This is a genomic window from Streptomyces sp. NPDC005784 (genome assembly GCF_042871525.1).
Lineage (GTDB): Bacteria > Actinomycetota > Actinomycetes > Streptomycetales > Streptomycetaceae > Streptomyces.
This window is the reverse complement of record NZ_JBIAIQ010000008.1, coordinates 1-24,966: the sequence shown is the minus strand read 5'-3', so window position 1 is coordinate 24,966 and position 24,966 is coordinate 1. Positions and strand designations below refer to the sequence as shown.

General features: G+C 71.2%; 22 protein-coding genes. 17 read left to right on the top strand and 5 right to left on the bottom strand.

Annotation, left to right across the window (positions count from 1 at the left end):
• The first annotated feature begins 25 nt into the window (after positions 1-25).
• The 3 genes from ACFYR3_RS15700 to ACFYR3_RS15690 all read left to right on the top strand — a co-directional run bounded on the left by ACFYR3_RS15700 (position 26) and on the right by ACFYR3_RS15690 (position 2,590).
• A complete protein-coding gene (locus ACFYR3_RS15700; RefSeq protein WP_355841720.1) occupies positions 26-316 on the top strand; it encodes a hypothetical protein in 291 nt (96 codons plus the stop codon).
• Positions 317-507: 191 nt separating this feature from the next.
• Positions 508-1,275 carry an alpha/beta hydrolase gene (locus ACFYR3_RS15695; protein ID WP_389283362.1) on the top strand — a complete coding sequence of 256 codons (768 nt, stop codon included), beginning with the start codon at positions 508-510 and terminating at the stop codon, positions 1,273-1,275.
• 361 nt (positions 1,276-1,636) lie between these two features.
• Positions 1,637-2,590, top strand: a complete 954-nt coding sequence (locus ACFYR3_RS15690) for a L,D-transpeptidase (RefSeq protein ID WP_355841714.1) — start codon at positions 1,637-1,639, stop codon at positions 2,588-2,590.
• Positions 2,591-2,612: 22 nt separating this feature from the next.
• Here ACFYR3_RS15690 and ACFYR3_RS15685 read toward each other — a convergent pair whose 3' ends face one another.
• Positions 2,613-3,494: a diacylglycerol kinase family protein gene (locus ACFYR3_RS15685; protein WP_355841711.1), complete on the bottom strand. Its 882-nt coding sequence runs from the start codon at positions 3,492-3,494 to the stop codon at positions 2,613-2,615.
• 194 nt (positions 3,495-3,688) lie between these two features.
• Entirely contained in the window at positions 3,689-5,278 is a 1,590-nt protein-coding gene (locus ACFYR3_RS15680) for an FAD-binding oxidoreductase (RefSeq protein ID WP_355841708.1), read from the bottom strand.
• A gap of 74 nt (positions 5,279-5,352) precedes the next feature.
• On the opposite strand from ACFYR3_RS15680, the gene ACFYR3_RS15675 reads away from it, so the two are divergent.
• The 3 genes from ACFYR3_RS15675 (at position 5,353) to ACFYR3_RS15665 (ending at position 8,479) form a co-directional block, all read left to right on the top strand.
• Positions 5,353-5,952, top strand: coding sequence for a TetR/AcrR family transcriptional regulator (locus tag ACFYR3_RS15675; RefSeq protein WP_355841705.1), 600 nt, complete (start codon positions 5,353-5,355; stop codon positions 5,950-5,952).
• Positions 5,949-7,559 carry a glycerol-3-phosphate dehydrogenase/oxidase gene (locus tag ACFYR3_RS15670; protein WP_389283359.1) on the top strand — a complete coding sequence of 537 codons (1,611 nt, stop codon included), beginning with the start codon at positions 5,949-5,951 and terminating at the stop codon, positions 7,557-7,559. Before ACFYR3_RS15675 ends, ACFYR3_RS15670 begins: the two co-directional genes overlap by 4 nt.
• 182 nt (positions 7,560-7,741) lie before the next feature.
• Positions 7,742-8,479, top strand: coding sequence for a YoaK family protein (locus ACFYR3_RS15665; protein WP_389283357.1), 738 nt, complete (start codon positions 7,742-7,744; stop codon positions 8,477-8,479).
• A gap of 107 nt (positions 8,480-8,586) precedes the next feature.
• On the opposite strand, the gene ACFYR3_RS15660 is transcribed toward ACFYR3_RS15665, so the two are convergent.
• Positions 8,587-8,997 carry a hypothetical protein gene (locus tag ACFYR3_RS15660; protein ID WP_389283355.1) on the bottom strand — a complete coding sequence of 137 codons (411 nt, stop codon included), beginning with the start codon at positions 8,995-8,997 and terminating at the stop codon, positions 8,587-8,589.
• A 184-nt stretch (positions 8,998-9,181) separates the two neighbouring features.
• Between ACFYR3_RS15660 and ACFYR3_RS15655 the strand changes: the two genes are divergently transcribed.
• The gene (locus ACFYR3_RS15655; protein WP_356781415.1) at positions 9,182-9,586 is read left to right on the top strand and encodes a hypothetical protein; all 405 of its coding nucleotides are present in this window, start codon (positions 9,182-9,184) and stop codon (positions 9,584-9,586) included.
• Positions 9,587-9,606: 20 nt separating this feature from the next.
• Here ACFYR3_RS15655 and ACFYR3_RS15650 read toward each other — a convergent pair whose 3' ends face one another.
• Together ACFYR3_RS15650 and ACFYR3_RS15645 are read right to left on the bottom strand one after the other, a co-directional pair.
• Positions 9,607-10,464 (bottom strand): ribonuclease BN, encoded by an 858-nt coding sequence (locus tag ACFYR3_RS15650; protein ID WP_389283353.1) that lies wholly within the window; start codon positions 10,462-10,464, stop codon positions 9,607-9,609.
• A gap of 181 nt (positions 10,465-10,645) precedes the next feature.
• The gene (locus ACFYR3_RS15645) at positions 10,646-12,547 is read right to left on the bottom strand and encodes an arabinofuranosidase catalytic domain-containing protein (RefSeq protein WP_355841687.1); all 1,902 of its coding nucleotides are present in this window, start codon (positions 12,545-12,547) and stop codon (positions 10,646-10,648) included.
• Between the two features lie 496 nt (positions 12,548-13,043).
• Between ACFYR3_RS15645 and ACFYR3_RS15640 the strand changes: the two genes are divergently transcribed.
• The 10 genes from ACFYR3_RS15640 (at position 13,044) to ACFYR3_RS15595 (ending at position 24,875) form a co-directional block, all read left to right on the top strand.
• Positions 13,044-15,809: a phosphoenolpyruvate synthase gene (locus ACFYR3_RS15640; RefSeq protein ID WP_389283351.1), complete on the top strand. Its 2,766-nt coding sequence runs from the start codon at positions 13,044-13,046 to the stop codon at positions 15,807-15,809.
• Entirely contained in the window at positions 15,806-17,461 is a 1,656-nt protein-coding gene (locus tag ACFYR3_RS15635; RefSeq protein ID WP_389283349.1) for a hypothetical protein, read from the top strand. Before ACFYR3_RS15640 ends, ACFYR3_RS15635 begins: the two co-directional genes overlap by 4 nt.
• Before the next feature lie 56 nt (positions 17,462-17,517).
• Positions 17,518-18,624 (top strand): SDR family oxidoreductase, encoded by a 1,107-nt coding sequence (locus ACFYR3_RS15630; RefSeq protein WP_389283347.1) that lies wholly within the window; start codon positions 17,518-17,520, stop codon positions 18,622-18,624.
• Positions 18,621-19,565, top strand: coding sequence for a nucleoside-diphosphate kinase (locus tag ACFYR3_RS15625; RefSeq protein WP_389283345.1), 945 nt, complete (start codon positions 18,621-18,623; stop codon positions 19,563-19,565). Before ACFYR3_RS15630 ends, ACFYR3_RS15625 begins: the two co-directional genes overlap by 4 nt.
• A 10-nt stretch (positions 19,566-19,575) precedes the next feature.
• Entirely contained in the window at positions 19,576-20,559 is a 984-nt protein-coding gene (locus tag ACFYR3_RS15620; protein ID WP_355841672.1) for a ScbA/BarX family gamma-butyrolactone biosynthesis protein, read from the top strand.
• A gap of 68 nt (positions 20,560-20,627) precedes the next feature.
• Positions 20,628-21,527, top strand: coding sequence for a hypothetical protein (locus ACFYR3_RS15615; RefSeq protein ID WP_389283343.1), 900 nt, complete (start codon positions 20,628-20,630; stop codon positions 21,525-21,527).
• A complete protein-coding gene (locus tag ACFYR3_RS15610) occupies positions 21,524-22,177 on the top strand; it encodes a nitroreductase family protein (protein WP_355841666.1) in 654 nt (217 codons plus the stop codon). The genes ACFYR3_RS15615 and ACFYR3_RS15610 overlap by 4 nt, the downstream gene beginning before the upstream one ends.
• Positions 22,178-22,536: 359 nt before the next feature.
• Positions 22,537-23,274 (top strand): ANTAR domain-containing protein, encoded by a 738-nt coding sequence (locus ACFYR3_RS15605; protein ID WP_389283341.1) that lies wholly within the window; start codon positions 22,537-22,539, stop codon positions 23,272-23,274.
• A gap of 321 nt (positions 23,275-23,595) precedes the next feature.
• Positions 23,596-24,006 carry a hypothetical protein gene (locus ACFYR3_RS15600; protein ID WP_389283339.1) on the top strand — a complete coding sequence of 137 codons (411 nt, stop codon included), beginning with the start codon at positions 23,596-23,598 and terminating at the stop codon, positions 24,004-24,006.
• 98 nt (positions 24,007-24,104) lie between these two features.
• Entirely contained in the window at positions 24,105-24,875 is a 771-nt protein-coding gene (locus ACFYR3_RS15595; protein WP_389283337.1) for a GAF and ANTAR domain-containing protein, read from the top strand.
• Positions 24,876-24,966: the final 91 nt, after the last annotated feature.

Here is a 24,966-nt window from a genome sequence, read left to right as displayed (position 1 = left end):
CAGTCGGTCCGCCCCGGCCGGGCACATGTCCGCCGGGCGGTTGGCGGCGGCGTCGGGGCTGGTGCTCACCTCGCCGGTGCTGTGGGGCGAGGTGGCCGTGACGGTGGCCGCGACCGTCCTGGAGACGATCAGCGGGTCCACCAGTGGTGCGGCGTCCGACGGTTCGGCGATGGACGGGATGCTGCGGCTGGTTGCCGTGATTTCCGTGGCCGGTGCCGGGCTGCTGGTCCCGCTCATCCGCTCCAACAGCGGCACGCCCACGGGGGAGTTCGGGGCGGCGGAGGAGGGCGATGCGGTTCCTGGAACGAGCTCGTAGGACCCAAAAAGGGTTGGGCGGGACGACGCCCCGGCTGGTAGCTTGCAGCAGGCCGTGACGTCGTGCGAGGAGGTGAGACCCATGAACGCTGTATGCATGTGGGTGCTCCCCCTGTTGGTCACGGTACGGCCCTTGACATAGGTGTCGCCGGGAGCGCCTCGACAACAAGGCACTCCCGAAAGGCAAGACCTATGCATTCACTGCAGTTCACTGCCGAGTCGTCGTCGAACGGCATGATCGAGCGCGACTTCATCGTGGGCGAGATCCCCGGCGTCCTGTGGTCTCCGGCTTCCGGCATCGATCGGGCACCCCTGGTACTCATGGGGCACGGTGGCGGTACCCACAAGAAGGCACCGGCCATGGCAGGCCGGGCACAGCGCCTCGTGTCCGGCTGTGGCTTCCACGTCGCCGTCATCGACGCGCCCGGTCACGGAGACCGGCCGCGCACGGCGCACGACGAGCAGGAGATCGCCGAGCTGTACCGGGCGAGGTCGGCGGGCGAGCCGGAAGGCCCGGTCGTCGTCCGCTACAACGCCCACCTCGCGGAGCGTGCCGTACCGGAGTGGCAGGCGACCCTGGACGCTCTCCAGGAACTGCCGGAGATCGGCGCGGAAGGGCCGGTCGGCTACTTCGGCATCAACATGGGCACCGCGATCGGAGTGCCGCTCGTGGCGATCGAACCCAGGATCACGGCAGCCGTCTTCGGTCAGCACTGGCCCGATGTCCTGGCCGAGAAGGCGAAGCAGATCACCGTCCCGGTCGAGTTCGACATGCAGTGGGACGACGAGCACATTCCGCGCGAGGCCGGACTCGCACTGTTCGACGCCTTCGCCTCGCAGGAGAAGACGTTGCACGCCAACGCCGGCAGGCACAAGGAACTGCCCAGGTTCGAGGCCGACAGCGCGGTGCGGTTCTTCGCCCGGCACCTCGGCCGGGTCGGCGTCACCTCATCGACGTGACGTGACGTGACGTGACGTGACGTGACGTGACGTGACGTGACGTGACGTGACGTGAACTGAGGGATATCGGCGTCCGGCCACCGGTCGGCGCCGATACGTCGGCGCGTCCCGACAGAGCGTCATGCCGCGATGACCTTCGGCCTTGTTACCGGTCCGCGCTGCCGAGCCGACGTTGTACGGGACGGCTGCTCGGGTCTCGCGTGATCGCCGATCTGTGCCGTGCGGGACCTCTCGTGTCGGGTTTTGAATCGCGCTTTACACATGGACTGCAACCGCGGACGAGCGTCCGGAGTCCAACAATGCAGTGAGGCAGGCACGATTGTGAGCCGGGGTAGATGTGAAGCGACGTAGCGGTATATCGATGGCACTCGTCATGGTTGCGGTGCTGGCGGGCACCAGCGCCTGTGGCGGGGGGACACCGAAGGCGAGTTCCGACGACGGAAAGGGCGGGTCGGCAAAACCGACGGCCAGCGCGAAGCCGTCTCCATCGAAGCCCGCGGGGCCACCGATGCTGCTGGAGACGATCACGCCGCAGACCGGTGCCACGGTCGGCGTCGCGATGCCGATCTCGGTGATATTCACCAATCCGGTGGGCGCGAAGGCCCGCGCCGATGTCGAGAAGCACATGAAGGTGACCAGCTCCCAGCCGATGTCGGGCGCGTGGCACTGGTTCGGGGACCGGCGGGTCGACTGGCGGCCCAAGTCGTACTGGGCGGCCGGTACGAAGGTGAAGATCACCGCCGACATGAAGGGCGTGGCCAACGGCAACGGCCGCTACGGCACGCGTTCCTACGTGCACGACTTCACCGTCGGCGACGATGTCCGCGCGGATGTGTCCGTCACCGGACACACCATGAAGGTCACGAAGAACGGCGCGCCCGTGCGCACCCTGTCGATCAACGCGGGGAGTGCCGAGTACCCCACGTGGAACGGCGTCATGGCGGTGATCGACAAGCAGGAGAAGGTCCACATGACCTCGTGCAGCGTCGGCATCAGCTGCACCAAGGGCGCCGCCAACTACTACGACCTGACCCTTCCCTGGGATGTCCACCTCACCCAGTCAGGCACCTACGTCCACTACTCGACGGGTGACCCGAACCCCGGCAGTGGCAGTGCCCGGGGCTCGCACGGCTGTGTCCACCTGTCGATGTCCGACGCGAAGTGGTTCTACGGCCAGGTCAAGCAGGGTGACCCGGTGTCCGTCACGGGCTCCCCGCGGGCGAAGGCCTCGGCCGACAACGGCTACGCCGCCTTCAACCTGAGCTGGGACCAGTGGCTGGCGGGCAGCGCGAGCGGAGAATCCACCGCGGGGTGACGTGCGCCGATGAACCGGGCGGTCAGAAGAGCATGGCCAGATCGCCCGGTCGCACCCGGGCCGTGACGGGGAGGGCGGCCTCGACCTCCCCGTCGGCGCCGTAGGGAACAGGCCGGTCGGCCTCGATACGGATCTCCCGGCCCCGCAGGATCACCACTTCCGGCCGCTCGGTGTGGGCGCCGGTCTTCAGCTCGTTCATCAGGGTGAAGAACAGGCGGCGCGGGGCCTCCCGGATCATGACGACGTCCAGCAGGCCGTCGTCCACCCGGGCGGCCGGGGCGATGATGCGTCCGGAGCCGTAGTAGGCGGAGTTGGCGGCCACTACGGTGTAGCCGCGGTGGAGGTGTTCGGCTCCGTCGACGGTGACGCGGTACGACGCCGGACGCCAGCCGGTGACCGCGCGCAGACCGCCCGCGTAGTACGAGGCGGCCCCGCGCAACACGCGCGCGTGATTGGCGTGCTGATTGGCGAGGGCGTCGACGCCCGCGTAGACGCTGCCCAGGACCACGGTGCGGGAGTGCACCGCCGATTCCACCTCGATGGTGTCGACGCGGCGCGGCTCGTGATGCAACAGAACCTGAGCCAAGTCCGTTGCGTTGGTGGGCAGTTGGAGCGCGCGGGCGAAGTCGTTGCCGCGGCCCGCCGGTATCAGGCCCAGTACGGTGTCCGTCCCGCTGAGAGCGCCGCCGATTCCGCCGGCGATCCCGTCACCGCCGACGGCGAGGACGACCCGGCCCTGCTCCCCGGCACGGAGTGCGAGCTCCTGCGCGTGGGCCAGGCTGCGGCTGTACTCGGTCTCCAGTCCGGCTCCGGCCTCCCGCAGCAGGCGGGCGACCGGGAGCAGCGCAGCCGCCCCGGTGGAGCCGCCCGCGGTGGGGTTGACGACGGCGGTGAACTGTCGCATCGGTGTGCCTCCGGGCGGTGACGGGTGGGGCGGAGCGGGGCGGGGTGGGGCAGGGGCGGAGCCTGAGCCCGGCCACGGTTTTCGAAGCCGAAGCCGAAGCCGAAGCCGGATCCTGAGCAAGGCAACGGCGTGGGTGCCGGAGCCCGATGACGCGCCGGCGGCCCAGGGCCGCCGGGAGGCGTTCGCGACGGGAGTCAGTCGATGGGCAGCAGGATCCCGGGATTGAGCAGGCCGTCGGGGTCCAGCCGCGCCTTGACGGCCAGCAGGGCCTCGATGCCCAGTGGTCCCGCCTCCCGGAGATACCAGTCGCGGTGATCCGTTCCCACGCCGTGGTGGTGGCTGATGGTTCCGCCCGCGCCCAGGACGGCCTCGTTGGCGGCCTCCTTGGCCGGTGCCCAGTGGGCCACGGCGTCCTCGCCCTGGGCGGAGACCACGGTGAAGTAGAGCGAGGCACCGTTCTCGTAGACGTGCGAGATGTGGCACATCACCAGGGGCGGGGTTCCCGCGGCGGAGAGCGTCTCGGTCAGCGCGGTGCGCACGGCGGCGTAGAGCTCGGGAACACGTGACCAGAAGGTCGCGGTCTCCAGGGTCTCGGCGAAGGCCCCGGCGTCGAGCAGTGAGTCGCGCAGGTAGGGCGCCGAGTAGCGGCCGTGCGCCCAGCGTTCGCCGGGCTCGGCCCCCAGGTAGGTCCCTCCGGCGGCGCGCAGGACCGCGGCGGCCCGCTCGCGCCGGTACGCCGTGTCCTCCTCGGTCCCCTCGTACCCGGCGATCGCCGTGCATCCGGCGTTCGTCGGTGCCCCGGCCGAACCGATGGCGTCGGGCTGGGCGAGACCGATGAAGGTCTCGGTCTCGTCGGACAGCCGCAGTACCGTGGGGCGCGGTCCGTCCTGGGCGAGCCTGCGCAGAGCGGTGGCGCCCTCTTCGAAGGAGGCGAACCGCCACCCCTCGTAGACCCGGGTCCGGGGCAGCGGCCTGATCCGTACGGTGACGGAGGTGATGACCCCGAAGGCGCCCTCGGAACCGAGGATCAGCTGCCGCAGGTCGGGGCCCGCCGCCGAGCGGGGTGCGCGGCCCACGTCCAGGGTGCCTTCCGGGGTCGCGAGGGTGAGACCGAGGACCATCTCGTCGAAGCGGCCGTATCCGGCGGAGGCCTGTCCGCTGGAACGGGCGGCGGCGAATCCGCCGATGGTGGCCCACTCGTAGGACTGGGGGAAGTGCCCGAGGGTGAACCCGTACTCGGCCAGGAGCGCCTCCGCGTCGGGGGCGCGCAGGCCCGGCTGGAGGGTGGCGGTGCGGGAGACGGGGTCGATGTCGAGCAGGCCGTTCATACGGCGCAGGTCGAGGGCGACGAACGCGCTCCGCTCGGGGGCGAGGCCGCCGACGACGGAGGTACCGCCGCCGAACGGGACGACGGCGAGGCCGTGTTCGGCGCAGGCGCGCAGTACGGCGAGCACCTCGTCGTGGGTGGCGGGCAGGACGACGGCCGCGGGGGCGTCCCCGGCGTCGCCCGCGCGGATCTTCAGCAGATCGGGCGTGGACTTTCCGCGGGTGTGCCTGATCCGGCTCTCCGGGTCGGTGAGCACGTGGTCCGCACCGCCGACGGCGTCCGCCAGCGCACTCAGGGCGGGAGCCGACGGGGGCTCGGGGAGGGAGATCTCCTCCAGTGCGCGTACGTCGGTGTCCCGCGGTTTGACGCCGAGCAGATCCCGCAGCAGGCCGGTCACCGAGTCGGGCAGCGGCGCCGCCTTGGCGGGGTCGCCCCAGCCACTCCACAGCATGTCCATGAACGTAGTCCTCATCGGTCGGTTCGCGACGCGCCGTCTCCCGCACGGCCGCACAGGGCGTTACACTGTTACACATGACGCCTATTCGTCACAACCACTCGGACAGTGATCCCGTCCTCGACGCCGTACGCGACTGCGTCCTGGCGGTCGGCGTCCGGCGCACCACCCTGACGGACGTGGCCCGCCGCGCCGGCGTCTCGCGCATGACGCTCTACCGGCGCTGGCCCGATGTGCGGTCGCTGGTCGGCGATCTGATGACCCGTGAGTGGGTCGACGTGGCGACCCGCGCCATGCCGGAGCGGCGGCCGGGCCAGGACACGCGCTCCCTGATCGTGGACGGTCTGGTGACCGGGGTCGAGGCCTTCCGGGCCCACCCGCTCTTCCGCAAGATCATCGACGTCGATCCCGAACTGCTGCTGCCCTACGTACTGGACCGCCGCGGAGCCAGTCAGGAAGCTCTCCTGGGGCTCCTCGCCGACACCCTGACGGAGGGCCACGCCGACGGGTCGGTGCGGCTCGCCCCCACGAGACGGCAGGCCCGTGCCGTGCTGCTCGTGGTCCAGTCCTTCACCCTGTCGCTGCGGACGATGACCGACGAGGACGACCCCGAACTGACCAGCACCGCCTTTCTCGACGAACTGCGCATCCTTCTGGAGAGGACCCTCACGCCATGAGCCCCACCAGCAGCCCCACCAGCAGTCCGTCCGGCCCGGCGGCCCCGGCCCCCGGATCGTCGCTCTCCGCCGCCCGCCGCCGCCGTGAACTGGCCGAGGCCGTGGACGGCGACGTGGTGGACGTCCTGGTCGTCGGACTCGGCGCCACGGGCGCCGGGGTCGCCCTCGACGCCGCCGCGCGCGGTCTCAGCGTCGTCGCCGTCGACGCCCACGACCTCGCCTTCGGCACGTCGCGCTGGAGCTCCAAGCTCATCCACGGCGGACTGCGCTACCTGGCCTCCGGGCAGCTCGACGTCGCCCACGAGAGCGCGGTCGAACGCGGTGTCCTCATGGAGCGCACCGCCCCTCACCTGGTGCGGGCCCAGCCCTTCGTCCTGCCCCTGACCCCGTTGGTGTCGCGCGGTCAGGCCTCCCTGGCCTGGGCCGGCTTCCGGGCCGGGGACACGCTGCGGCTGGCGGCCCGCACCTCCCGCGCCACCCTGCCCGCGCCGCGCCGCCTTTCCGCGGTGGAGGCCCGCCACCTGGCACCGACGGTCCGCCCCGGCGGCCTGCGCGGCGGCCTGCTGTCCTGGGACGGCAAGGTGACCGACGACGCCCGCCTCGTCACCGCGCTCGCCCGCAGCGCCGCCGCCCACGGCGCGAAGATCCTCACCCGGGTCAGGGCCCTGGAGATCGGCGGGACCGGCGCCCGCGTCCGCGACGAACTCACCGGAGAACAGGGCGAGATCGGGGCCCGCGCGGTCATCAACGCGTCCGGTGTGTGGGCGGGCGACCTGGTCGACGGCATCCGTATCCGTCCCTCGCGCGGAACCCATCTGGTGCTGCGCGCCGACCTGTTCGGACCGCTGCCCACCGGACTGCACATCCCGATCCCGGGCGAGACCAATCGGTTCGTCCTCGTCCTGCCGCAGGACGACGGCCGGGTGTACGTCGGCCTGACCGACGAACCCGTCGACGGTGACATACCGGACGTGCCTCAGGTGCCCGAGTCGGACATCGGCTTCCTGCTGGACGTTCTGGGTTCCGCCCTGGACACACCGGTGAGGCGACGTGACGTCGTCGGCGCCTTCGCGGGGCTGCGCCCCCTGTTGGACACCGCGCCGACACGGTCGGGGGAGACGGCCCGCACCTCCGACATCTCGCGCCAGCACGCCGTCCTCACCTCCGGCGAAGGAGTGATCACCGTGGTCGGCGGCAAGCTCACGACCTATCGCCGCATGGCGCAGGACGCGGTCGACGCGGCGGTCGAGGCCCGGAGCCTCCGCGCCGGTCCCTCGACGACCGCCTCCCTGCCGCTGGTCGGAGCCGCCGCCCCGCACCGGCTCGGCTCGCTGGCCGCCCCCGGCCATCTGATCCGTCGCTACGGAGCCGAGGCCCCCGCCGTCCACGCGCTCGGCGCCCGCGACCCCGAGCTGAACGAGCCCGTGGTGCCCGGACATCCCGTCACGCGGGCCGCGCTGCTGTGGGCCGTGCTGCACGAGGGCGCCCTCGACGAGGCCGACCTCCTGGACCGGCGTACCCGCATCGGCCTCGTGCCGCAGGACCGGGCCGCGGCTGTGCCCGCCGCCCGGGAAGCCCTTGACGCGGCCGCCGCCAGGCCCGCCTGACACATCGCCACGGACGGACGCGGCGACGGCTCGTACCCGCACCCGAAACACCCTCCGGAAAACGGTGGGGCAGGCCGGCGGATCCCACGACGAGCCTCGCCGCACCGTCCATTGGCGGCACGCACATCGCGTGTCGGCCCGGCCACCACGGCTGTGGAGTCCTGGTTCCCGAGACTGACCTCATGAGTGAAGAAGCCGGACCACCGGCGTCCGCCGCACGACGCGAACGTCAGCAGACGGTTGTCATGGCGACCATCACCGTCCTGGCGGGCGCGGTCGACGCGGTCAGCCTTTTGACCATGGGGCACGTCTTCACCGCGCTGGCCACGGGCAATCTGCTCTTCCTTTCCTTCGCCGTCGCCGGTGAGGGACAGGTGCCGGTGGCCCGCCCCGCCATCGCCCTGATCGCCTTCGTCCTGGGGGCCGCGGCCGGGGCCCTCGCCACCCGCGGTCTCGTCACACGACACCGGCACTGGTTCGCGGCCGCCCTGGCCGTCGAAGGGGCACTCCTCGCGCTCGCCGGTGCCACTGCAATGTGGCGGAACGGATCCGGCTCACTCACCGACCACCCGGACAACCTGGTCATCGCCCTGGTCGGCTTCGCCATGGGCCTGCGCGCGGACACCGCCCTGCGCGCGGCTGTTCCCGGCATGCCGACACTGCTGGTCCAGGTGTCGCTGGTCCGCCTCATCCACGGCCTCACCGGCGCCACTTCCGCGACCCCGCAACGCCGTACGAGCCGGGTACGGCTCGTCGCGACCGTCGTCGGCATCTTCGCGGGCGGTGCCCTCGGCACGCTCATCACACCATGGGGTACCGGCCATGCGCTGCTCACCATCGCGGCCGCGGTCCTGATCATCGCCGCACTCAACATGCTTCTGGCGCGGTACCGCCTGCTGACCCCGGAACTCATCGGCTGAACACCCGCCGGACCACTCCGCTCCGCGACGGCGAGCCGCAGGGAGCACCTGAGCTGCCCAAGTCGAGTGCGCAAGCCTGGACCGGCAGGCTGTTGCGGGAAGGACCGTCAGTTTCCCCCGTCCATTGTCGGGATCAAGTGTGGGGCACGGGCTCCGAGGACGCCGAGGACCTCGTCCAAAGCCGTCCTGTGGAGCTCCTGGAAGAAGTCGCGGTCGATCCTGTCCTGGCGGGCCCAGATGCAGGCGAGTGACGCCGCGCAGAGCTGGGCCAGCACGCTGGTGAAGTCCTCGGCGCGGATGGTCCGGATCAGGCCGGACTCGACGAGCGGGCCGGGGAAGTCCTCCAGGTACATCGCCGCGTCGTACTTTTCGTCCTCGCGCGCGGCGGGGTCGTCGAGGATTCCGACGAGCAGGACCGCCCGCTCCTCGGGCGAGAACTCAACCCGTCTCTCCAGCCGGGTCTCATCCGCGGTGCGGGGCCGCCCCCTTCCGAACAGCCCCTCCAGCCAAGTCCCCATCTGCAACAGATCCTCGATCCCGTCCGCATTGTGCCCTTGCCGCTGCCGACCACTCCACCGGCGACACCGCCCACCATTCTGCCGTCCGCCGTCTCGAGCGACTCGCGGACAAAGCCGGCTTCCGCCGTCCCGCCGATCCGTGCGTAACTTGTGACGATCAGTCCGCTGCGCTTGGGTAGGCGACGTGAGCCCAGAACCGTCGTTCGACGACGTATACAACCCCACGCTTGAAGAGATGACCGCGTGGGCTTACGCGCCTGACGCGCAGGACCCGGTCTCCCAGGACTGGGACCTCGTCGCAACGCGCCCAGCCTTCGGCTCGCTCTTCTTGACTCTTGCCGCCGACAGGCAGTGCCCTCAGCGCCGCTTCTTTCTCGGCTGCCTGTACCTCCTGGCCGGCGATGCCGTGCGTACCCGCTTCCGGATCATGCCCGAGGAGAGTCTGATCGAGCTGACCGGCGAAGCGATCTTGATCGGAGAAGTCCGGGTCAGCACGTGGGCGGCGCGGACGCGAACCCTGGTCGGTGCTCCCGAATCGTTCGTATACGAGGACTGGTGCGACCCGCGGGGATTGGCCAGCGCACCGTAGCCAACCGCGGCCGCCCCGCGTCAACGCTCTCGGCGTCGGGCCTGCTGCCTCAACACCTGTGCCAGGGTGGACAGTTCCTCATGCGCCAGTCGCCCCAGCAGCGCTCCGTCGAAGACGACGACGCCCACCCCGACCAGCCAGGACTGGACGACCAGGACGGTACCGAAGGGACCGTAAGTGACGGCGCTGGAGGCGATCAGCGGTGAGAAGACCAGACGTGAGAAGACCCGGAGACCGAGCAGGCCCAGGGAGGTCAGGGCCGCGCCGGGAAGCAGGGCCCTCGGGGCGATCCGTCCGCCGAGCAGCATCCACTGCGACCACCAGAAGAACAGGACCGCGGTCAGGGTCGCGGTCAGCGTGCCGACGGCCGAGTGGCGCCACAGCGTGGTGGTCGCGGACACGTAGAGGGATCCGATGAGCACGGCGAGCCACAGCACTTGGCGCCATCTCGCGTACCAGCGGGCCGGGGGCAGGTCCCAGACCTTCTCGTAGCCGGTCTGTACCGCCGCTCCGAAACTCAGACCGAAGACGGCGAGGGCGGCAAGTCCGAACGCGGTCGTGGTCTGCAGTACCTGGGCGGGCCCCGCGAACAACCGCGCGACCTGGTCCCGGGCGGCGCTCGATACGCCGAGTCCGTCCCCCAGCCACTGCGCGAACCCCCGTCCGTGCGCCGGGTCGGCGGCGGAGACGACGATCAGGAGCGGCACCAGGGTCAGGAATCCGAGCGCCGCGAAGCCCAGCGACCTCTGTCCCAGTTCGATCTCTCTGCTCCGCCGCCATCCCCGGCCGGCCGGGGAATCACGCAGCACCCGGCACAGCCGTACCCGCAGGGTCGGTCCGTCGTGGTGGTCGGCGGCTGCTTGAGCCTTCTTCGGCATGCAGGTCGATTACCACAGATGGGGACAGTGCCAACAGCTTTGGGAGAAGCCCGTATTGGTTCCGCCTCTGCCGGATCCCCGTGCGGGGCGGTCGCCGGTGGGCCGTCCATGCCTCGCGGCATGGGGCGGGCCCGGCCGGACGTCGAGCGGTCCGGCCGGGCCGAGGAGTACCGCGGTGGGGTCAGCCCAGTGCGAACTTCTGGGCGGGCGCGCCGTTGCAGTCCCAGATCTGGAGGCGGGTGCCGTTGGCGGTGGCGCCGTCGGGGGAGTCCAGGCAGCGGCCCGACTGCGGGTTGAGCAGGGAGCCGTCGGCCTGTTGCTGCCAGATCTGGCCTCCGGCCGTGCCGCAGTCCCACAGTTCGACCTGGGTGCCGTTGGCCGTGCCGTTGCCGATGATGTCGAGGCAGCGGCCCAGCGTGTGCAGCCGGCCGTCCGAGCTGTGGAACCAGTGCTGGTCGACCGCGTACGACTGGCAGCCCCACAGCTGTACGGCCGTGGCGTTGGACCCGTTGTCGTCCCCGGCCACGTCGGCACAGGAGCCGCCCGGTCCTGCGACGGGTGCGCCCGCGTTGACGGCGAACCTCTGGGCGGCGGAGCCGTTGCAGTCCCAGATCCGCAGGCGCGTGCCGTTGGCGGTGGCGCCGTTGGGGGAGTCCAGGCAGCGGCCCGACTGCGGGTTGAACAGCGAGCCGTCGGCGCGCTGCACCCACTTCTGTCCTCCGACCCCGTTGCAGTCCCAGAGTTCGACCTGGGTGCCGTTGGCGGTGCCGTTGCCGATGATGTCCAGGCACCGGCCGATGGTGGCGAGGGATCCGTTCGCGTTGTGCGTCCAGTACTGGTCCTCGGCGTAGGACTGGCAGTTCCACAGCTGTACGGCGGTGCCGTTCACCCCGGTGTCGTCCGCGGCGACGTCGACGCACTGGTTTCCGGGGCCGGTGATGGTGCCTTGCGGGCCGTTCGGGATGTTGGTCTGGCCCGAGTAGCCGACGGAGACGATGTTCGCCTGTACGGAGTTCTCGGCCGCGTCGGTCGGATAGCCCGACACCATCACGCCCTCGAAGAACGTCCCCATGTTCCAGTTGCTGTTGTCGCCACCGGTGCCCAGGATGATGCCACCCTCCTGCTGCATCGGCCGGTAGCCGCCCCGTGTGGGCAGGGCACCGTCCCACCAGGTCGACAGGCCGCCCGCTTGCGCGTTGCCGCCCTTCAGCGCGTAGGTGGTCTGCCCGTTGTTCTTCAGGACGGCCGTGACGTACGTGCTGTTGTTGCCCTTGTTCGCGGTGTTGGAGCCGTTGTCGCCCTGGAACATGCCGTTCTCCAGGTCGGCTTCGATCCAGGGGCCGGAGCCACTGCAGGGCGCGAAGTAGCAGGTGGTGGCGATGGACACCGCGTCCATGTGGCCGTTGCCGGTGTCGGCGGGGGTGGACTCCGCGTTGCCGTAGTCGAAGCAGCAGGCGGAGCCGACGTGGGTGCCGCTGGCGACCATGTAGGCGCCTTCAGGCTGGCCGTTCACGGCGACGCCCGAGGCGGCGCCGTGCGAGCGGTAGCCGACGCCGGGGGAGATCCAGATCCCGTACACCTTGTGGCCGCCGGCGGTGACGGCCAGTTCACTCGCGTCCGCACCCCGGTCGGCACCCATTCCGGCCGTGCCCGCGGGGCCGGGGAAAAGGTCGTTGTGGCGGGACGTCTGGTCGTACACCTTGGAGATGTTGCACGTCGTGTTCGCGCAGAAGCTGTCCTGCTGGGCGGCGTTCGCGTAGCCGCCGGCCGACAGCAGCCCGATGTCGGAGGTCGCGCCGTCGGAGGCGCGGGTGACCTGATAGAGCGGGCCGTTGTACGCGGAGAACAGTGCGCGGGTCGTGCTGTGGGCGGCTACGCAGGGGGTCCCCGCGCCCGCGTAGATGTCGCACGGCTGTGATCCCGCCGCCTGCGCGACACCGGGCATCGCGACCAGGACGGTCACCAGGAGGCCGAGGGTGGCGGCGACGGACAGCAGGGCGCGACGCAGTCGAGCCAGTCGGTGCACCGGCCCGGCCGCCGGTGACGGGAAGAGACGCGAGGAGGCAGATCTTCTTCTGCGCATGTGTGCTCCCAAGGTGGAGGGTGGAGCTACAACTCGCCCTCGGAACAGCCGAGTTCAGGCTGCCTGACGACTGAGTCGGAAGTTACGCGCGTTGGTTGATTGCGTCAATATTTGTTGCTTTCCTTTCTGGTCGACCCTTCCCTATGTCCGAACGTGTGGCTTTGTGGCAATCAAGGGCGGTGTGGCGGGCTGCTCCGCCGCGGCCTTCTCGTCGTACGGGAATGCCGGTGCCGACCCGGACGTATGGGGTGCTGCCGCCGCGTACCGCCCGCCGTGACCCGGGCCGCCTCCGGAGCGGGACCGACCTGATTCGGCTGGATCGTCCCGTAAGTCGTCGAGTCCCCAGGGGACGCCCTGAACAGCGGTGTGCGACCCGGAAATTGAAAAGCCTACGACGACCGAAAAGCGCCTACTGCGGCCCGCCGGAGTTTTTTTGACCGGCTCTGCTGTGCAACATTCGGGCGAGGTCGAGTAACACCCTTGGAGGGGAAACGCGTTGTCGCCCACCACGGGATCCGAACACCGGTCCCTGCACGTCCTCACGCCATCCAGTGACGAATCCCTTACCACCGAATGGGCCGGTGGAAAAGGGAAGAACCTGCACACCCTGACCGCGTCCGGATTTCAAGTACCGCGCTGGTCGATCATCGGCCTGGACGTATTCGCGGAATTCTGCCGCGACAGCGGACTGGACGAGCACCTGGCACGGCTGCTCACCGACGGCTGGGAGTCGAACCCCGGCCGAGTCGCCGCGGAGATCGCGCGTCTCATCGAGGCCGCACCGATCGAGGACCGCATCACCGACGCCATCGGACTGGCCTACGGACTGGCCGGCGGCGGCGCGGTGGCCGTCCGCTCGTCCGGCGCGCAGGAGGACGGCGCACGTCACTCCTTCGCCGGACAGTTCGACAGCTTCCTCAACGTCCGCGGCCTCGGCGAGGTCGTCGCCCACGTCCGCCGCTGCTGGGCCTCCGCGTTCTGCGAACGCTCCCTGCGCTACCGTGCGCAGCACCGGCTGCCGCCCGGCGCCGGTGGCGTCGCCGTCATCGTGCAGCGCATGGTCGCCGCCGAGCGCAGCGGCGTGCTGTTCACCGCCGACCCGGCGACCGGACGCTCCGACCGGTATGTCGTCAGCGCCGTCCACGGGCTGGGGGAGGGGCTGGTCTCGGGCGCGGTCGACGCCGACACCGTCGTCCTCGACGCAACCACCGGCGAGCCGCTGACCACGGTGATCGGCGACAAACGGGAGCGCTACGACGCCGGATCCGGAGCCGGCTGCCGGGTGTCACCCGTCGTCGGCGAGGATCGCGCCACTCCGGTCCTGACCGCCGCCGACCTCGCCCGGCTGCACGAGACCGGGGTCCGCGTCACCGCTCACTACGGCGCCCCCCAGGACATCGAATGGGCCATCGCCGACGACACGCTGTGGATCCTGCAGAGCCGACCGGTCACCACCCTCGGCCCGGCGAGCGGCTCCGCGCCGGAGCCCGGGGGAGACCTGCGGATCTGGGACAACTCCAACATCATCGAGAGCTTCAGCGGCGTCGTGTCCCCGCTCACCTACAGCTTCGCCGCCGACACCTACGCGAAGGTATACGACAGTTACGCCCGCGCCCTGGGTGTCCGCGGCGAGGAACTGCGCGCGGTGCAGGAGTGGACCCCGCACCTGCTCGGCTATGTCCACGGCCGGGTCTACTACAACCTCTTCCACTGGTACCGCATGGTGCGCCTCGCCCCGCTGTACCCGCTCAACCGGCGCGTCCTGGAGAAATCCCTCGGCGTCGCCGAGAGCATTTCCGACGAAGTCGCCGACACGCTCCATCCGTTCACGCCCCGGACCGGACTGCGCGGCCGGATCGCACGCCTGACACGTACGACGATCTTCGCCGCGAGATTCCTCACCATCCGGAAATCCGTGGAGACGTTTCACCGGGATTTCTATCGCGCGTACACGGTATTCAACAATGTCGACTACGACGCGCTGCCCGGACACGAGACCTACCGCCGTTTCCGGCGACTGCAGCGGGAACTCATCGAGAAATGGGGCCCGATGCAGATCCTGGACGCGACGATCCTGCTCTCCGTGGGACTGCTCGCCCTGCTCACCCGCAGATGGCTCCCCGCGGCGCCCGAATGGTTCACCTGGGCCGCGGCAGCCCCCGGCGGCGCCGTCGAGTCCGCCGAACCGGTCTGGGCACTGCGCGAGTTGGCCGCCCAAGCGCGCGCCGACACCAGGATCCTGCACCTCCTGGAACACGTCCCCGACTCCGACGTCCGCAGGGCGCTGCGCGGCGGCGGCCACACCCGGTTCCTGGCCGCCGTCGACGCGTACATCGCCGACTACGGCTACCGCAGCCCCGACGAACTCAAGTTGGAGGTCCCCGACCTGCACGAGAACCCGGCCGGACTCTTCCCACTGCTGCGCGACGCGCTGTCGGAGACCGGCGACAGTCACGGGCCGGACCGCGGCGGCGAGGCCGACGCCTACCTCGACCAGCATCTGCGCGGCCCGCGCCGCATGGTGTACGAACTAGTGCGGAGCAAGGCCCGCACGGCGCTCACCGACCGGGAACGGCTCAGGTTCTGCCGTACCCGCGCCTTCGGAGCGGCCAAGCGCATGCTGCGCGCACTGGGCCGCGACCTTGCACGCGCCGGAGCGATCGACACCTGGGACGACGTGTTCCTGCTGCGCCTGGAGGAGGTCCGGGGCGCCTACGAGGGCATGATCGCCCACACCGAACTGCGGGATCTGGTCGTGCTGCGCCGCAGGCAACTCGCCGCCGACACCGCGCTGCACGCCCCTTCCCGCTTCACCACCCGCGGCGCCCCGTACTGGTCCGGCAACCTGGAACGGGCCGGCTGGACGGGCGGCCCGGCCGCCCGCAGCGGTGCCCGCGAGCTGAGCGGCGTCCCCTGCTGCCCCGGCGTCGCCGAAGGGCCCGCCGTGGTCACCGACACCCCGCGCGACATCGGCGGCGGCATCCTGCTCACCTACCGCACCGACCCGGGGTGGGTGACCGCGCTGTCCTCGGCCGCCGCCCTCGTCATCGAACGCGGCAGCCCGCTCACTCATGTCGCGGTCGTGGCGAGGGAGTTGGGCATTCCGACCGTGGTCCAGGTGAAGGGCGCCACCACCGAGATCAGCACCGGCACCCGGCTGCGGGTCGACGGCGCCGCCGGGACGGTCACCGTCCTGGCCGACCCGCCCCGCGACAGCACGACCGCCGCCCCGGACAGCCCCCGAACGGAGACCCATCAGTGATCCTCAGCGAGGAACGGCTGCAGGACCTGCTCGACAAGTCCCTCGCCGAACTGCCCCCCGGCGACTGGGCCGTGACCCTGGAGGGATCCATCGCGGAGGGATTCGGCAACCCCTCCTCCGACATCGACTTCCTGCTCATCGGCCGCTGCGACGACGACCCGCCGACCATGCCGTCGCTGCTGTTCGTGGACGGCCGACGGGTGGAGATCCGCACCCGGTCGGTGCGCCAACTCGCCGACCAGCTACGGGCGGTGGAGGAGGGTGCCAAGCGGCCAGGCCGGCTCTCCGAGGATCTCCTCAACCGCTGCCAGCGGGTGCTGCACAGCCACCCGTTGCGCGGCCACGCCCTGGTCGAGGAGGTGAAGGCGACCATCCCCGTGGAGCGGTTCCGCCGAATCGCCGCCGACTGGTGGGCGCACCGGGCCCGTCAGTCCCTGCGGCACGCGATGGCGCTGCTGTGCCTCGGCGAGGGCGACGAGGCCGTCGACTGGAACCGCGCCGCACTCGTGCAGAGCGTCAAGTCATGGGCGGCCAGCCTGGGCGAGACCTATCTCGAACCCAAGTGGCTGTCCATGCAACTGGACCGGGCCGGCCGGGCGGACATACGCGACCGTTACTGGGAGCTCGAAGCGGCCCCTCCCCGGCTTGGCGAGGCAGACACCGACGCCGCCCGAGCCCACCTGACCGCCTGCCTCGACTTCGCCGAGGAACTCGGACTCACCGACGTTCCCCGGCAGCCCGAGCGGCTCACCGTCCGACGTGTGGCCGGGGTGACCACCTGGCAGACCGGCGAACGGGTCCACGTCGTCCGCGGCCGGCGCGATGTGTTCGCCCTCGGCGCCGACGCCGGAGCCGTCTGGCGCTCCCTCGTCCTGGGCAAGCCGCTGCCCCGCGTCCTGGCCCGGGCCGCCGGCACCGGCGTCACGGACCCCGGCCCACTGCTCGCCGTCTTCCTGCGCTACGGACTGATCCGCCTCGCCTGGAAGGGCGGCGGCACCGTCACGCCCTCGCTGCCGCTCGCCGCCCCGCCCGGACCCGTAACCCCGCCGCCCTCCACCGCGCAGCCGCTGCTGTCGGTGCGCGGCGCGGCCGTCGGCGGACCGCGCGCCGTCGACCTGATGCCCGTGCCGGCCGACCGGTTCGCCGCCGCGGCCATGGCCCTGGTGTGGTCCAACGTGGTCGTCGAGAACGCCGTCGAGGATCTGACCGGGGCCCTGCAACGCGGCCAGTGGCGGGTCGCCGAACTCACCGCGCGGCGCGCCGTGCACGCCGCGCTGCGCGGACTGGCCAGCGCCCACGGGGTCAACCCACTGCCCGCCGACGCCGACCTCGTACGCCGTATGGATCTGCTGCCGCCCAACACCCGGCCGATCGGGGTACGCGCAGGGGAACTGCTGCAGCTCGGCGTGGACTGGGCGAAGGACGGCGACGCTCTCCTCGGGGAGCTGCGCTTCTTCATCGCCCTGGTACGCGGGGCCGTGGGCGCCGACTCCTTCCCGCTCTCCTTCGACTCCGCGGACACCTGGCGGGCGACCCTGCAACTTGGCCACGACTGGCTGCGCATCGGCGCCCATCTCGGCGCGGAGCTGCCCATCGAAGAGGCCCGCGACCTGCTGTCCGGCAACGGGACCCAGCCCCACCAAGCCCCGTGACGGCACCGGGCTCCCGAACAGTGCCGCACCCCACGTTCCGCACGGAGGATGCACCGATGTCCGATCCGATGGTCTCCGATCCGATGACGGTGCTGGTGACCGGTGCCAGCGGCTTCGTGGGCGCCGAGGTGACCGCCCGGCTCACCGCCGCGGGCCACACCGTGCTGGCACTGCTGCACCGCAACGGCGACCTTGTCCGCAACAACGGCAGAAAGCTCACCGCCGGTCCTGGCACCCTCACCCGGATCACCGGCGACATCACCCGCCCCGGCCTCGGGCTGAGCCACGACGACCGGCGGCTCGCCGGCAGCGCCGACCGGATCGTGCACTGTGCCGCCGTCACCGACTTCGGGCTGCCGCAGGACCGGTACGAGCACCTCAACGTCGAGGGCACCCGGCACGTCCTGGCCCTCGCGTCGGCAGGCCGCACCCCGCTGGTGCACGTCAGCACCGCCTACGTGTGCGGGGAACGCGACGGCACCGCCCGCGAGGACGAACTCGACCTCGGCCAACGCCCCGGCAACGACTACGAGAAGAGCAAACTGGCCGCCGAGACGCTGGTCCGCAAGGCCGCGACGGACGGCCTGCCCGTGACCGTGGTGCGCCCGAGCATCGTCACCGGCGCCACCCGCACCGGCCGTGTCCGCGACCTCAAGACGATCTATCCCGTCCTCCGGGTCCTCACCAGGGGCCTGGTACGCACCGTGCCCGGCCACCATGACGCCGTCCTCGACCTGGTCCCCGTCGACCGCGTCGCCGACCTGGTGACCGCCGCCGCCACCCGTTTCCAGGACGCCGAGGGCCGCACCCTGCACGCCGTCGGCCACGAGCTGACCCTGCGGGACATGTCCGACGTCCTCGCCGAGTACCCGTCCTTCCACGTGCCGCGGTTCGTCCCCCCGTCCGCGTTCTCCGCAACGGCCCTGCCCGACCGCGAACGCCCCTACTACGACCGCGTCGTCTCCCTGTACGCCCCCTACTTCCGGCGCCGAGTCCGCTTCGACGCCACCCACACCGAGGCCTTCGGCCACCGTCGGGCGCCGTCCGGCGGACGGGCCTACCTGCGGCGCCTCCTCGACCACTGCCTCGCGACCGGCTACCTCGGCCCGCCCCCGCGCAAGGAGCCGGCCGCCGCCCGACCCGACGGGAGCACCCACCGATGACCCCCGCCCACCTTGCCGCGCCCCCGCACGGCATACCCGTATCCCCCCTGCTGACCTGCCACCCCGAAAAGCAACGGCTGTACGGCGCCGACACCTACTTCCAGGAGAGTCACGAACAACTCGCGGCCCTCACCGGCGACATCATCGGCTTCGCCCACCGGCACGCCGTGCTGCTGCTCAAGCCGGACGCCGTCGTGGCCCGCAGGCTGGACGCGGCCGTGGACTGGCTGACCGCGCAGAGATTCAGGATCGTCGGCGCGGCGGTCACCCGGCTGACCCGCACCATGATCCGCTCCCTGTGGTACTTCCAGTGGAACCTCGCCACCCCCCACCGCAGGCGGCTGGCCGCGCTCTTCCTGGAGGACGCCGACGCCCTCGTCCTCCTCGTCCGCCCCGATGACGACCTGGACGTGCCCGCCTCGGTCGAACTCACCCGGCTCAAGGGACCCACGGACCCGGACGCCCGCAGACCCGGCCAGCTGCGCCATGTCCTCGGCCGCTACAGCTACTTGCTGAACCTCGCGCACACCGCTGACGAACCCGCGGACGTCCTGCGCGAGTTGGCCGTCCACTTCGACGACACCGCGCGCGACCGCCTGTTCCGCTCCGCCCTCGCCTACGAGGACCGCACCGCGTGCGCCCGGGAGTTGACCGACCGCCTGTACGCCGCCACCGAGCCCCGGGACCTCGACTTCGACCCCGCCGTCGCGCGGCTGCGCGACACCGTGGCCCGGCACGGGGGCGCCGACCCGGCTGCCGATCCGCGCCGGCTGCTCCAGACCGCGTGGGAACGAGGGATCGACCTCGACCCGTGGGACACCGTCATCGTCGGCTCAAAGGTGCTCCCCATGCGGCAGCCCGGCCGGGCACCCGTGCTGGACGGCGCCGACGCGGACACCTGGCGCCGCCACCTGGACACCGTCCGCGCCACCGCGAAGTGAGGAGCGGCCCATGCAGTTCACCCGGACACTTCCCAAGGAACTGGTGCACCGCTCCGCGGTCGCGGAGGTCTTCCTGACCGACGCCGAGCGCCACGGCCAGGACGAGATGCTGCTGGCCGCGCGATTTCCCAGCCGGCACGCGTTCTACGACGACACCCTCGGCCCCCGCACCCACCACGATCCCTTCCTGCTCCTCGAGGCGTGCAGGCAGGGCATCTTCGTGGTGGCCCACCGCCACCTCGGCGTCCCGCTGGGGCACAAGTTCCTGCTGCGAGCGGTCGAGTTCGAGGTGCGGGACCCGGCTGCCCTCGCCCGCGGCGACCGCCCCACCGAGGCGGTCATCACCACGCGGGTCGAGCAGCGGTACCGCACCAGGGCCGGAGTGCGGGGACTGCGCCTGCACTTCACCCTGTCCGTGGGCGCACGCGAGGCCCTGCTGGCCCGCATCGGCTACTCCTGGATGCCGCCGGAGGACTGGGCCGGCCTGCGCGCCGGACAGCGCGGCGCGCTCGGCCTGCCCGCCGTGCCCGTCGCGCTGCGCGGACCACACGTCGACCCCGCCCTCGTCGGCCGGCGTGCCCGGGCCAACACGGTCATCTCCCCGCCGCGCACCGGGAACGACGGCACCCACACGGCGCACGTGTTCGCCGAGACCACGCACCCGACCCTGTACGACCACTGGGTGGACCACGTGCCCGGCATGCTGGAACTGGAGGCCTTCCGCCAACTCGCCCTGCGCGCGGCCGTGGCCGCCGGAACCGTCCGCGCGTCCGGAGCGCTGCCGGTCGCCCTGGCCGCCCGGTTCCGCCGCTTCGCCGAGATGGACCTGCCGCTGGAGTGCCGGACAGCTCCGGTCCTGCCCGGCGCCGCCGTCGAGTGCACCCTGCGCCAGCCCGGCGCCCTGACCGCCGAGGCCCGGATCAGGCTCGCCGATCCGGACACCGCCGGACCGGCGCGTGCCCTCGCGGCACCGACGGCCCACGCGGCCGCATGAGCCCGGCCGCACCCACCCGACTGCCGGCCGACCCGCACGCGACACTCACCCGACCGGAGGGTCCTGCAGTGACCACCGTCGCCGCCCCACAAGTGCCCGTCAGACTCGGCCGGTTCGTGCTGCGCATGTTCCGGCCGCGGATCTACGTCACCTACGGACTGCTGTGGGTCCTCGCGCTGGAGGGTTCGGCGGTGGCCGTGACCGATACGGCCTGGCGTCCGTCCGGCGCCACCTGGGTGCGGGTCGTCAGCGTCGTACTGGCGCTGCTGTTCCTGCGGATGCTGGACGAGCAGAAGGATCTCGCCCACGACCGTGTCCACCACCCGGACCGGCCGCTCGTCACCGGCGCGATCACCGCGACCGAACTGCGCGGCGCGATGGCGGTGATCGTCGTGGTGGTGACGGGCCTGAACGCCGCCCGGTCGGTCACCGACGCACTGCTGATCCTCGCTGCCTTCGCGTACGGGCTCTTCCTCGCCGTACTGGAGAGCCTGTCACCAGCGGTACGCGACCGGCAGTTGCTCAACCTGGCGGTGACCTACCCGGTGCAGCTGCTCCTCGGCGGCTACGTCTACGGCTCGCTCGTCGCGGCGGGGACCGTCGCCGCGGACTGGCGCTGTGCCGTGCTGCTCGCTCTGTGCGCCTGTGTCTTCCTGCACTTCGAGTTCGCCCGCAAGACGGCCTGGGAGGCATCACCCGGTGCCCGCCTGTACTCGGCCGGCCTCGGCCCGCGCCGCGCCGCCGTGATCACCGCGGGCTTCGCGGCGGGGGCGGTCGGCTGCCAGCTCCTGCTGTTCGCGCCGCGGGGCCCGCTCGGGCTGCTGCCCTGCCTGGCGGCCGTCCTGCCCGCCCTGGCCACCCGTCGGTTCCTGGCCGCCGGGCGCGGCGGGTGGCCGCTGCCCGCCGCGACGGGTTTCGTCGTGGCCACGTACCTCGCGCTCGTCGTCCGGGCGGTGCTGCTGCAGTGAGCGACGAACTTCCCTTGTCCTGCGAGGAGTTGCTGACGACCACGCGATGTGTGCGGCACGGCCTGGACCTGGACCGGGCGGTGGACCCGGACCTGGTCAAGGACTGTCTGCGCATCGCCCTACAGGCACCCAACGGCAACAACCGGCAGAACTGGCGCTGGATCCTGCTCACCGACCCGCGGATCCGCTCGGACGTCGCCGAGGTGTACCGGACCGCGTTCTACGACCGCAACTCCGCCGAACTGGAACGGCTCTCGGAGCTGCCCGAGGCATCCCGCTCCGTGCTCACCGACGCCCGTGCGCTGGCCGACCGGCTGCACCGGGTGCCGGTCCTGGTCATCCCCTGTCTCGAAGTGGCCGACGGACGGCTGCCGGCGGGCAACCAGGCAGGTCTGTGGGCGTCGTTGCTGCCCGCCGCCTGGAGCTACGCGCTGGCCGCCCGCAGCCGCGGTCTGGTCACCGCCTGGACGGCGGTCCACCTGGACCGTGAGCGGGAGGTGGCCGACCTGCTGGGTCTGCCGCCCACCGTCCGTCAGGGCGCGCTGCTGCCGACGGCCCACCCGCTGCGCGGCACATTCCGGCCGGGGCCGCGACTGCCGCTGGAGCAGGTCCTTCACCACGACGGCTGGCAGGGCGCCCGACCGGTGTGAAGGTCGGGGGCGGTCGGCGAGTACGGTGCCGGGGTCGAGGGTGCGGCTGACGAGGTGCTGGGCGGTGGCCTGTCATCACCCCGGTCGTGTCCGCTCCGGCGAGGTCCGGGCAGCGTGCGACGAGCCGGTCCGGCAGGACCGCGGTGTCGTCGTCGGCCGTACCGGCGCCGCGCTGTCCCATGAGGCGCGTGCCTGGGAGTCCGGCGCGGAGATTGTGGACGAATCCGCCAAGTGGATTAAAAATGCGGTGCTCTGGCGATTTCAAGGTGTACTTCGCCTCCGCAGGGGCAGAGAGCAGGTGCCTTGCGGGCCATTCGAGCCGCGCCGCATACATACAACTCGATCATATGGCGACGGATATGACCCCCTCCTTCCGCGGGCACCCGACAGTCCCGATGCTGCTGCACCTGGCCGATGTTCCCGTCCGCGAGGAGAACAGCGAGACCGTCCTTCAGCGGCTCGCCGACGCCGCCGCCCGGCTGCCCGGCGTGGAATCGGCCGGATGCATCCTCACAGCCGCCGACGGGGCCGTCGTGCACAGTGCGGCCAGCGACGGCATGGGGAAGCGACTGACCGCCATCCAGGTCGAGTTGGGCGAGGGTCCCGCCCTGGACAGTTGCCGCATCGCCAAGCCGCTGGCCAATGTGCCCGTGGGGCACCCGCACACCCGCACGCGCTGGCCCCGCTTCGCCGCGCAAGCGGTGGGCGTGGGTGTCACCGCTGTCACCGTGCTGCCTCTGCGGTATGGCGACAGCACCCTCGGCGCACTCAACCTGTACCACGGGCGCGGCGCACAGCCGCCGGTGGACGTGGACACGGGCCAACTGCTCGCGGACGCCGCAGCGATCGGCCTGGCCCACCGGGCCATGCTCGATGAACTCCGGTCCCGAGAAAGGGAGTTGAGCGCCGCACTCAACAGCCGCGTCATCATCGAGCAGGCCAAGGGCCTGCTCGCCGAACGCCTCAACTGCACCGTGGACGACGCCTTCGACCTGCTGCGCCACCACGCCCGAAGCCGCCAGGCCAAGCTCACCGACGTCGCCCGCGCCGTCGTCCACGACCCGACCGAGGGACCCTTTCCCGCGCCCCGACTCTGACCGGGGGCCGCCCGGCTCCTGTGCCGGCCGAGGACCGCCAGGGCCCCGGCCGCAGCCGGTCTGCGCTGCGCGGCCCGAGGCACCGTTCGCACGGAGACCCGCCATCGGGTGGGTCGAGGTGTGGGAGGCTGGAAGGGATCGACCAGCCTGGTCCCTCTGCTTGAGACGTCGGTGACCCGCCACCCATACGGGCCGACTCGCGGCACACAGTGTGCCCGTCGCTTTGAACTCCGGACTTCGCACGGCACCCGCTGTGCGCCTGGCATCAGGAGACAACCCTCCGGTGTCCCGGGCTGCCACCCCAAAGTCTTGGGGGAGCCCATGAACAAGCCGTTCGACCTGCGTGTTCTCGGCAGCACCGTGCTGCTCACGATCTGCACGAATTCCGATCGTACCCATGTCGCCCAGCTGAGTGTGGCGCTGGCCGCGGCCCTGTCCCGGCAGACCGAAGTGATCGTCCTGGATCTGGGAAGGATCTTCAAACGGCGGGGCGACGCCGACCAGTTCCTCGGCATGGTGCGTTCCCGTGCCGGCGCCAACACCGCACTGCTCGTCGTACTGGGCCGTAGCGGACCGGGCGGCCGGCTGCTGGTCTTCGCTCAACCCAGGACCGACGCGGCCGGCGGCCGGGAGCGGAAGCTCAGGGAGATGCGTCGTCTCCTCCACGTCCGTCAGCTCGAACACCGTGCTCGCGGTATGGCGATGGCGGCTGGACAGCATGACCCTTGCTGAGTGCCGAGGGCGTTTCATGGACGCGGTGTGCGAACGGCGCCGGGCGCGCGGTGTCCGTGGGGGAGAATGGGAGGAAGCGGCTCTCGGAGGTGACAGTGGTGGAGTCGGATCCCCCCGATCGGCCGGACGAAGGCGGGGCGGGCGCCGGGATGGCGATGGACGCCGTGGCCCTGGCACGTCTGACGGAAGTGTTGCTTTCCGCGGTGGAGGGGGAGCGGAAGAGTGATGCGCCGGCCCGGCTGTGCCAGGCCTGCGTGGACCTTCTCGACATCACGGGGGCGTCGATTTCACTCAGTGGTGACGCGGACACGCGTGCCACCTGGTGGTCGAGTGACACGGTCGCGGCGCGATTGGCCGAGGCCCAGTACAGCCTGGGAGACGGTCCGTGCCGCAGCGCGCTGAACGCCGTGGCCCCGGTACTGGCGGCCGATCTCGCCGGTGGACAGGACGCTCGGCGCTGGCCGGTCTTCGCGCAGCAGGCGGTCGAGCTCGGTGTCCGGGCTGTCTTCTCTCTGCCGCTGGGCAGCAGCGCCGTCGCGATCGGCACACTGGACCTCTACCGCCGGACGCCGGGTGGCCTGTCCGAATGGGACCAGTCGTTCGCCTTCCCGGCGGCGGACGCCATCACCATCGCGCTGCTCACCCTGCAGGCCTCGTCCTCGACCGCGGGCGAGGATTCCGCCTGGCTCGACGCGGCCGAAACCGACCACGACGAAGTCCACCAGGCAACCGGCATGATCATGATCTTCCTCGATCTCGACGCGCCGCACGCCCTGGCCCGGCTGCGCGCCCACGCGTTCACCCGCAGCCAGAGTGTGACCGAAGCAGCTCGCGACGTCATCGCCGGGAGAATCAGCTTTCATGACTAGGCCGTTTCCTTCGGATCATCGGATCGTTGGTTGATGTGTGTCGTTGACTGACGCCCAGTGGGCACGCATCCAGCCGCTGCTGCCGGACCGG

Excerpts from the sequence above, each read along its gene's own strand:
- ACFYR3_RS15695 (WP_389283362.1), top strand. The coding sequence starts at position 508 with ATGCATTCACTGCAGTTCACTGCCGAGTCGTCGTCGAACGGCATGATC.
- ACFYR3_RS15665 (WP_389283357.1), top strand. The coding sequence starts at position 7,742 with ATGAGTGAAGAAGCCGGACCACCGGCGTCCGCCGCACGACGCGAACGT.
- ACFYR3_RS15625 (WP_389283345.1), top strand. The coding sequence starts at position 18,621 with ATGACCCCCGCCCACCTTGCCGCGCCCCCGCACGGCATACCCGTATCC.
- ACFYR3_RS15700 (WP_355841720.1), top strand. The coding sequence starts at position 26 with ATGTCCGCCGGGCGGTTGGCGGCGGCGTCGGGGCTGGTGCTCACCTCG.
- ACFYR3_RS15645 (WP_355841687.1), bottom strand. The coding sequence starts at position 12,547 with ATGCGCAGAAGAAGATCTGCCTCCTCGCGTCTCTTCCCGTCACCGGCG.
- ACFYR3_RS15650 (WP_389283353.1), bottom strand. The coding sequence starts at position 10,464 with ATGCCGAAGAAGGCTCAAGCAGCCGCCGACCACCACGACGGACCGACC.
- ACFYR3_RS15670 (WP_389283359.1), top strand. The coding sequence starts at position 5,949 with ATGAGCCCCACCAGCAGCCCCACCAGCAGTCCGTCCGGCCCGGCGGCC.
- ACFYR3_RS15685 (WP_355841711.1), bottom strand. The coding sequence starts at position 3,494 with ATGCGACAGTTCACCGCCGTCGTCAACCCCACCGCGGGCGGCTCCACC.
- ACFYR3_RS15620 (WP_355841672.1), top strand. The coding sequence starts at position 19,576 with ATGCAGTTCACCCGGACACTTCCCAAGGAACTGGTGCACCGCTCCGCG.
- ACFYR3_RS15660 (WP_389283355.1), bottom strand. The coding sequence starts at position 8,997 with ATGGGGACTTGGCTGGAGGGGCTGTTCGGAAGGGGGCGGCCCCGCACC.
- ACFYR3_RS15600 (WP_389283339.1), top strand. The coding sequence starts at position 23,596 with ATGAACAAGCCGTTCGACCTGCGTGTTCTCGGCAGCACCGTGCTGCTC.
- ACFYR3_RS15675 (WP_355841705.1), top strand. The coding sequence starts at position 5,353 with ATGACGCCTATTCGTCACAACCACTCGGACAGTGATCCCGTCCTCGAC.
- ACFYR3_RS15680 (WP_355841708.1), bottom strand. The coding sequence starts at position 5,278 with ATGGACATGCTGTGGAGTGGCTGGGGCGACCCCGCCAAGGCGGCGCCG.
- ACFYR3_RS15605 (WP_389283341.1), top strand. The coding sequence starts at position 22,537 with ATGACCCCCTCCTTCCGCGGGCACCCGACAGTCCCGATGCTGCTGCAC.
- ACFYR3_RS15630 (WP_389283347.1), top strand. The coding sequence starts at position 17,518 with ATGTCCGATCCGATGGTCTCCGATCCGATGACGGTGCTGGTGACCGGT.
- ACFYR3_RS15690 (WP_355841714.1), top strand. The coding sequence starts at position 1,637 with ATGGCACTCGTCATGGTTGCGGTGCTGGCGGGCACCAGCGCCTGTGGC.